At 60.9% G+C, this 8,156-nt stretch carries 6 protein-coding genes; 5 read left to right on the top strand and 1 reads right to left on the bottom strand.

The features are described 5' to 3' along the window. Positions 1-413: 413 nt before the first annotated feature. From INF73_RS20840 to INF73_RS20820, 5 genes are all read left to right on the top strand, one after another. Positions 414-866, top strand: coding sequence for a YhcH/YjgK/YiaL family protein (locus tag INF73_RS20840; RefSeq protein ID WP_193542918.1), 453 nt, complete (start codon positions 414-416; stop codon positions 864-866). Between the two features lie 202 nt (positions 867-1,068). Then, positions 1,069-1,977, top strand: coding sequence for a 2-keto-3-deoxygluconate aldolase (yagE, locus tag INF73_RS20835; protein ID WP_193542916.1), 909 nt, complete (start codon positions 1,069-1,071; stop codon positions 1,975-1,977). Between the two features lie 14 nt (positions 1,978-1,991). Next, positions 1,992-3,959, top strand: coding sequence for a xylonate dehydratase YagF (yagF, locus tag INF73_RS20830; RefSeq protein ID WP_193547312.1), 1,968 nt, complete (start codon positions 1,992-1,994; stop codon positions 3,957-3,959). 226 nt (positions 3,960-4,185) lie between these two features. Then, positions 4,186-5,568: an MFS transporter gene (locus INF73_RS20825; RefSeq protein ID WP_028015325.1), complete on the top strand. Its 1,383-nt coding sequence runs from the start codon at positions 4,186-4,188 to the stop codon at positions 5,566-5,568. A gap of 11 nt (positions 5,569-5,579) precedes the next feature. Beyond that, a complete protein-coding gene (locus INF73_RS20820) occupies positions 5,580-7,190 on the top strand; it encodes a glycoside hydrolase family 43 protein (RefSeq protein WP_193542850.1) in 1,611 nt (536 codons plus the stop codon). Here the strand turns inward: INF73_RS20820 and xynR are convergent. Continuing rightward, positions 7,175-7,936, bottom strand: a complete 762-nt coding sequence (gene xynR / locus INF73_RS20815; RefSeq protein ID WP_193542852.1) for a DNA-binding transcriptional repressor XynR — start codon at positions 7,934-7,936, stop codon at positions 7,175-7,177. The two genes, INF73_RS20820 and xynR, sit on opposite strands and share 16 nt — an antisense overlap. Positions 7,937-8,156: the final 220 nt, after the last annotated feature.

The following is an 8,156-nucleotide window of genomic DNA, read 5'->3' as shown; positions in this document are numbered from 1 at the left end:
TTTGTAGAATTATACATTTTGTAATTATTAGTTATCCTTTTGATTTTAAACGATTAAATAAAATGGAAGGAATGGCTATGCAATAATGACAATTAACTATTTTTGACTTAAGGAAAATCCATAAATAATTATGGGCTTATAACGGAAATTATCAAAGTCGTAAAATGTGATACGGCAGCGGGTTTTGTTATTAAGCTCTTTATTTCAGTGGGTTATGTGAGAGCCTTAGTGTGCGCGAAATGAGGTTATGCATAACCGCTGCATAATTGCCTGGGCAGGATTAACAGCGGGTTAACACCTTTCCCAATAAACATGCGCTCGCGCAAGCCTCGTCGAAAAAGGGCTGGTATGGCAGGCTTAACTCTCGTATAAAAGACAAAAATGAAACGTTGTTTTACATCGAGAGGTTTCCCATGATTATCGGCAACATCCACCATCTGCAGTCCTGGCTGCCTGACGCGCTGCGCCAGGCCATTGAGCACGTTAAAGCCCACGTCACCGACGCCACGCCGCACGGCAAGCACGACATCAACGGCAGCCGCCTGTTTTATCTTGTCTCTGAAGACATGACCCAGCCGTTCGCCGAACGCCGCGCCGAGTACCACGCGCGCTACCTGGATATCCAGATCGTGATGAAGGGTCAGGAAGGGATGACCTTCAGCACCCTGCCGCACGGCACGCCCGACACCGACTGGCTGGCGGATAAAGACATTGCGTTCCTGCCGGAAGGCGAGCAGGAGAAAACCGTGGTGCTGAGCGGAGGGGATTTCGTGGTGTTTTACCCGGGCGAAGTGCATAAGCCGCTGTGCGCGGTGGGGGAGCCTGCTAAGGTCAGAAAAGTGGTTGTTAAAATGCTGGTGGAGTAATTTCCCTTCACCCCAGCCCTCTCCCACATGGAGAGGGCTGGGGCACCAGACCGCACCCACGCATAATGTGATCCAGCTTAAACTTCCCGCACTCCCTCCTCATCTCCCATTTACCTCCCCTTTTTCTGCGTCATAGTATGATCGTTAAATTAACGAACGCTGTTCTATAATGTAGAACAAAATGATTCAACAAGGAGATCTTATGCCGCAGTCCGCGTTGTTCACGGGAATCATTCCCCCTGTCTCCACCATTTTTACCGCCGACGGCCAGCTTGATGAGCAGGGCACCGCCGCGCTGATCGACGATCTCATCAAAGCGGGCGTTGACGGCCTGTTCTTCCTGGGCAGCGGCGGCGAGTTCTCCCAGCTCAGCGCCGAAGAGCGTAAAACCATTGCCCGCTTTGCCATCGATCATGTCGATCGTCGTGTGCCGGTGCTGATCGGCACCGGCGGCACCAACGCCCGGGAAACCATTGAACTCAGCCAGCACGCGCAGCAGGCGGGCGCGGACGGCATCGTGGTGATCAACCCCTACTACTGGAAGGTGTCGGAAGCGAACCTGATCCGCTATTTCGAGCAGGTGGCGGACAGCGTCACGCTGCCGGTGATGCTCTATAACTTCCCGGCGCTGACCGGGCAGGATCTGACTCCGGCGCTGGTGAAAATCCTGGCCGACTCGCGCAGCAATATTATCGGCATCAAAGACACCATCGACTCCGTCGCCCACCTGCGCAGCATGATCCTCACCGTCAAAGCCGCTCATCCGCACTTCACCGTGCTGTGCGGCTACGACGATCATCTGTTTAATACCCTGCTGCTCGGCGGCGACGGGGCGATTTCGGCCAGCGGCAACTTTGCCCCGCAGGTGTCGGTGAATCTTCTGAAAGCCTGGCGGGATAAAGACGTGGCGAAAGCGGCTGAGTATCATCAGACCCTGCTGCAAATCCCGCAGATGTATCAGCTGGATACGCCGTTTGTGAACGTCATTAAAGAGGCGATCGTGCTTTGTGGTCGCCCTGTCTCCACGCACGTGCTGCCGCCCGCCACGCCGCTGGACGAGCCGCGTAAGGCGCAGCTGAAAACCCTGCTGCAACAGCTCAAGCTCTGCTGAGCCGGACGATAACGATGACCATTGAAAAAATTTTCACCCCACAGGACGATGCGTTTTATGCGGTGATCACCCACGCGGCGGGGCCGCAGGGCGCGCTGCCGCTGACCCCGCAGATGCTGATGGAATCCCCCAGCGGCAACCTGTTCGGCATGACGCAGAACGCCGGGATGGGCTGGGACGCCAACAAGCTGACCGGCAAAGAGGTGCTGATCATCGGCACCCAGGGCGGTATTCGCGCCGGGGACGGACGCCCGGTTGCGCTGGGCTACCACACCGGACACTGGGAAATCGGCATGCAGATGCAGGCGGCGGCGAAAGAGATCACCCGCAACGGCGGGATCCCGTTTGCGGCCTTCGTCAGCGATCCGTGCGACGGGCGCTCGCAGGGCACGCACGGCATGTTCGACTCTCTGCCGTACCGCAACGACGCGGCGATCGTGTTTCGCCGTCTGATCCGCTCCCTGCCCACGCGGCGGGCGGCGATCGGCGTCGCCACCTGCGATAAAGGGCTACCCGCCACCATGATTGCGCTGGCCTCCATGCACGACCTACCGACCATTCTGGTGCCGGGCGGGGCGACGCTGCCGCCGACCGTGGGGGAAGATGCGGGCAAGGTGCAGACCATCGGCGCGCGCTTTGCCAACCACGAGCTCTCCTTGCAGGAGGCCGCCGAGCTCGGCTGTCGCGCCTGCGCGTCGCCGGGCGGCGGCTGCCAGTTCCTCGGCACGGCGGGCACCTCGCAGGTGGTGGCGGAAGCGCTGGGGCTGGCGCTGCCGCACTCCGCGCTGGCGCCGTCCGGGCAGGCGGTGTGGCTGGAGATCGCCCGCCAGTCCGCGCGGGCGGTGAGCGAGCTGGATAACCACGGCATCACCACGCGCGATATCCTCACCGATAAAGCCATCGAAAACGCCATGGTGATCCACGCGGCGTTCGGCGGTTCCACGAACCTGCTGCTGCACATTCCGGCCATCGCCCACGCGGCGGGCTGCACTATTCCGGACGTAGAGCACTGGACGCGCGTCAACCGCAGGGTTCCGCGTCTGGTGAGCGTGCTGCCCAACGGCCCGGACTATCACCCGACCGTGCGCGCGTTCCTCGCGGGCGGCGTGCCGGAAGTGATGCTCCACCTGCGCGATCTCGGCCTGCTGCACCTCGATGCCATGACCGTGACCGGCCAAACGGTCGGCGAAAACCTCGACTGGTGGCAGGCATCCGAGCGCCGGGCACGCTTCCGCCAGTGCCTGCGCGAGCAGGACGGCGTGGAGCCGGATGACGTGATCCTGCCGCCGGAGAAAGCAAAAGCGAAAGGGCTGACCTCGACGGTCTGCTTCCCGACGGGCAACATCGCGCCGGAAGGTTCGGTGATCAAGGCCACGGCGATCGACCCGTCGGTGGTGGGTGACGATGGCGTTTACCGCCACACCGGCCGGGTGCGGGTGTTCGTCTCGGAAGCGCAGGCCATCAAGGCCATCAAGCGGGAAGAGATTGCGCAGGGCGATATCATGGTGGTGATCGGCGGCGGGCCGTCCGGCACCGGTATGGAAGAGACCTACCAGCTTACCTCCGCGCTGAAGCATATCTCGTGGAGCAAGACGGTGTCGTTAATCACCGATGCGCGCTTCTCGGGCGTGTCGACGGGCGCCTGCTTCGGGCACGTGTCGCCGGAGGCGCTGGCGGGCGGGCCGATTGGCAAGCTGCGCGACAACGACATCATTGAGATTACCGTCGACCGCCTGACATTAACAGGCAGCGTGAACTTCATCGGCACGGCGGATAACCCGCTGACGCCGGAAGAGGGCGCGCGCGAGCTGGCGCTGCGGCAGACGCACCCGGACCTGCACGCCCACGACTTTTTGCCGGACGATACCCGGCTGTGGGCGGCATTGCAGTCGGTGAGCGGCGGCACCTGGAAAGGCTGTATTTATGACACCGATAAAATTATTGAGGTAATTAACGCCGGTAAAAAAGCGCTCGGCATTTAATTATTTTTCACGCGATTGTCGTCTACGGAATATATTCCGTGGGCGGCTTTTACGCATCTGTAATTTATTAATTTAAACAATACGTTGCGATATATCACTGGCGTCACAAAAGCAAAATAACGTAATTCAGAAATAAGATATGACCATTGCTGGTTAATTGAACAGCTCATTACACTCCATTAACACGATGTTGTAATTCAGCACACTAAATAAGGGTGTAATTCTGATGACGCAATTAACCATGAAAGACAAAATTGGCTACGGGCTGGGTGACACCGCCTGCGGCTTCGTCTGGCAGGCCACGATGTTCCTGCTGGCCTATTTCTACACCGACGTGTTTGGACTCTCCGCGGGCATTATGGGCACGCTGTTTTTAGTCTCCCGCGTGCTCGACGCCGTGACCGACCCGCTGATGGGGCTGCTGGTAGACCGCACCCGCACGCGGCACGGTCAGTTCCGCCCGTTCCTGCTGTGGGGCGCCATCCCGTTTGGCATCGTCTGCATGCTGACCTTCTACACGCCGGACTTCTCCGCGCAGGGCAAAATCATCTACGCCTGCGCGACCTACATTCTCCTGACCCTGGTCTACACCTTCGTTAACGTCCCGTACTGCGCCATGCCCGGCGTCATCACCGCCGACCCGAAAGAGCGCCACGCCCTTCAGTCCTGGCGTTTCTTCCTCGCCGCGGCGGGCTCGCTCGCCATCAGCGGCATCGCGCTGCCGCTGGTCAGCATCATCGGCAAGGGGGACGAGCAGGTGGGCTATTTCGGCGCCATGTGCGTGCTCGGGCTGACCGGCGTGGTGCTGCTCTACGTCTGCTTCTTTACCACCAAAGAGCGCTACACCTTTGAGGTGCAGCCGGGCTCGTCGGTGGCGAAAGATCTCAGGCTGCTGCTCGGCAACGGCCAGTGGCGCATCATGTGCGCGTTCAAGATGATGGCGACCTGCTCCAACGTGGTGCGCGGCGGGGCGACGCTCTACTTCGTGAAATACGTGATGGATCACCCGGAGATGGCGACCCAGTTTTTACTCTACGGCAGCCTCGCCACCATGTTCGGCTCGCTCTGCTCGTCCCGACTGCTGGGCCGCTTCGACCGCGTCACCGCCTTTAAGTGGATCATCGTCGCTTACTCGCTCATCAGCCTGCTGATTTTCTTCACCCCGGCCGAGCACATCGCGCTGATTTTCGCCCTCAACATCCTGTTCCTGTTCGTCTTTAACACCACCACGCCGCTACAGTGGCTGATGGCCTCCGACGTGGTGGACTACGAGGAGAGCCGCAGCGGGCGTCGCCTCGACGGGCTGGTGTTCTCCACCTATCTGTTCAGCCTGAAGATTGGCCTGGCGATTGGCGGGGCGGTGGTGGGCTGGATCCTGGCCTGGGTGAACTACTCCGCCAGCAGCAGCGTGCAGCCGGTTGAGGTGCTCACCACCATCAAAATTCTGTTCTGCGTGGTGCCGGTGGTGCTCTACGCGGGCATGTTCATCATGCTGTCGTTCTACAAGCTCACCGACGACCGCGTGGAGGCCATCAGCCAGCAGCTGATCAAACACCGCGCGGCGCAGGGCGAGGCCGTACCCGACGCCGCGACAGCCGCATCCCATTAACCGGAGGCAACATGGAAATTACTAACCCGATCCTGACCGGCTTCAACCCGGACCCGTCCCTGTGCCGTCAGGGCGAGGACTACTACATCGCCACCTCGACCTTCGAGTGGTTCCCGGGCGTGCGCATCTACCACTCCCGCGACCTGAAAAACTGGTCGCTGGTCAGCACGCCGCTGGACCGCGTGTCGATGCTGGACATGAAGGGCAACCCGGACTCCGGCGGCATCTGGGCGCCTTGCCTGAGCTACGCCGACGGCAAATTCTGGCTGCTCTATACCGACGTGAAGATTGTCGACTCGCCGTGGAAAAACGGCCGCAACTTCCTCGTCACCGCGCCGTCCATTGAGGGGCCGTGGAGCGAGCCGATCCCGATGGGCAACGGAGGGTTCGATCCGTCCCTGTTCCACGACGACGATGGCCGCAAGTACTACCTCTACCGTCCGTGGGGGCCGCGCCACCACAGCAACCCGCACAACACCATCGTGATGCAGGAGTTTGACCCGCAGACCGGCACGCTCTCGCCCGAGCGCAAAACCCTGTTTACCGGCACGCCGCTCTGCTACACCGAGGGGGCGCATCTTTATCACCACGCGGGCTGGTACTACCTGATGGTTGCCGAGGGCGGCACCAGCTACGAGCACGCCGTTGTGGTACTGCGTTCCAAAAATATCGACGGGCCATACGAGCTGCATCCGGACGTGACGATGATGACCAGCTGGCACCTGCCGGAGAACCCGCTGCAGAAGAGCGGCCACGGCTCGCTGCTGCAGACCCATACGGGAGAATGGTATATGGCCTACCTCACCAGCCGCCCGCTGCGTCTGCCCGGCGTGCCGCTGCTGGCCTCCGGCGGGCGCGGCTACTGTCCGCTGGGGCGCGAGACCGGCATCGCCCGCATTGCGTGGCGCGACGGCTGGCCGTACGTGGAAGGCGGCAAACACGCGCAGCTGACCGTGCCCGGCCCACAGGTGGCGGAGCAGCCTGCAGCCGTTCAGGGCAACTGGCGGGAGGATTTCGACGCCAGTTCGCTCGACCCGGAACTGCAGACCCTGCGTATTCCGTTCGACGACACCCTCGGCTCGCTCACCGCGCGCCCGGGCTACTTACGGCTCTACGGCAACGACTCGCTCAACTCGACCTTCACCCAGTCGACCGTGGCGCGCCGCTGGCAGCACTTCACCTTCAGGGCCGAGACGCGGATGCAGTTCTCGCCGGTTCACTTCCAGCAGAGCGCGGGGCTGACCTGCTACTACAACAGCAAAAACTGGAGCTACTGCTTTATGGATTACGAGGAGGGGCAGGGGAGAACCATCAAGGTGATCCAGCTCGACCACAACGTGCCGTCGTGGCCGCTGCACGAGCAGCCCATTCCGGTGCCGGAACATGCGGAGAGCGTATGGCTACGCGTGGACGTGGATACGCGGGTCTACCGCTACAGCTACTCGTTCGACGGCGAGACGTGGCACACCGTGCCGGTCACGTATGAGGCGTGGAAGCTGTCGGATGACTACATCGGCGGGCGCGGCTTCTTTACCGGCGCGTTTGTAGGGCTGCACTGCGAGGACATCAGCGGCGACGGCTGTCACGCGGACTTCGACTACTTCACCTACGAGCCGGCATAGCCCAGCGCGCGTGACAGCTCGAGCCCGGCCTGCTGAAGCTCCTCGCGGAAGCGGGCCAGCTCGGCGTCATCCACGCGGGAGGTGAGCGTCGACAGGCTCAGGGCGGCAATCACGCGGGATTCATGGTTCCACACTGGCACCGCCACGCAGCGCACGCCCTGCTCGTTCTCTTCGCTGTCCAGGGCGTAGCCCTGCTCGCGGGTCTGCGCCAGGGCGGTCATTAACGCTTCGCGGGAGGCGAGGGTCGCGGGTGTAAAGGTGGTGTACTGATAGCCCTCCAGCAGGGCGTTCAGCTCGGCCTCGCCCAGCCAGGCAATCAACACCTTGCCGATGGCGGTGGCGTGCACCGGCAGGCGGCGGCCGATGCGCGAATAGGCGATGGCGGCGAGCTTGCCTTCAATCTTCTCGATATAGACTCCTTCACGCCCGTCCAGGATCCCCAGATGGGTGGTCTGCCCGGTACGCTGGGACAGCTCCGTCAGCCAGCCTTTCGCCTTCTGGCGAATATCGATGGAGCCCACGACAAAATGGCCGCGCTCGACCAGCTTCATGCCGAGGCGATATTTGCCGTTCTCCGGGTTCTGATCGATATAGCCGTGAAGCTGCAGGGTTTTCAGCAGCGAGTGGAGGGTGCTCTTGCTCAGCCCCATCAGTTTGCTGATGTCGGTGATCTTAAGCTCGGTGGCCTGTTCGTTGAACAGGTCGAGGATCTGCAACGCACGTTCAACAGACTGAATAATCGGCATAATGCTGGCATGTCCACGCTGGAATGAAGGCGAAAACGTACCTTTTTCGGGGTGAAAAATCAATTAAGGGGAGCCGGTTTGCCCGGCGGCGCTTCGCTTGCACGGGCCTATGGGGTGGGTTTTCTCCCTCTCCCCGTGGGCTGAGGGTTCCCCACAAATTAATGCGAGCACTGAACAATCCCCTCGCCCTTTTGGGGAGAGGGTTAGGGTGAGGGGAACA

The organism is Enterobacter cloacae complex sp. P6RS, from assembly GCF_014982245.1.
GTDB lineage: Bacteria > Pseudomonadota > Gammaproteobacteria > Enterobacterales > Enterobacteriaceae > Enterobacter > Enterobacter bugandensis.
The sequence above is the reverse complement of the archived record's forward strand: the minus strand, read 5'-3'. Positions and strand labels throughout refer to the sequence as shown.

Excerpts from the sequence above, each read along its gene's own strand:
- INF73_RS20820 (WP_193542850.1), top strand. The coding sequence starts at position 5,580 with ATGGAAATTACTAACCCGATCCTGACCGGCTTCAACCCGGACCCGTCC.
- xynR (WP_193542852.1), bottom strand. The coding sequence starts at position 7,936 with ATGCCGATTATTCAGTCTGTTGAACGTGCGTTGCAGATCCTCGACCTG.
- yagF (WP_193547312.1), top strand. The coding sequence starts at position 1,992 with ATGACCATTGAAAAAATTTTCACCCCACAGGACGATGCGTTTTATGCG.
- INF73_RS20825 (WP_028015325.1), top strand. The coding sequence starts at position 4,186 with ATGACGCAATTAACCATGAAAGACAAAATTGGCTACGGGCTGGGTGAC.
- INF73_RS20840 (WP_193542918.1), top strand. The coding sequence starts at position 414 with ATGATTATCGGCAACATCCACCATCTGCAGTCCTGGCTGCCTGACGCG.
- yagE (WP_193542916.1), top strand. The coding sequence starts at position 1,069 with ATGCCGCAGTCCGCGTTGTTCACGGGAATCATTCCCCCTGTCTCCACC.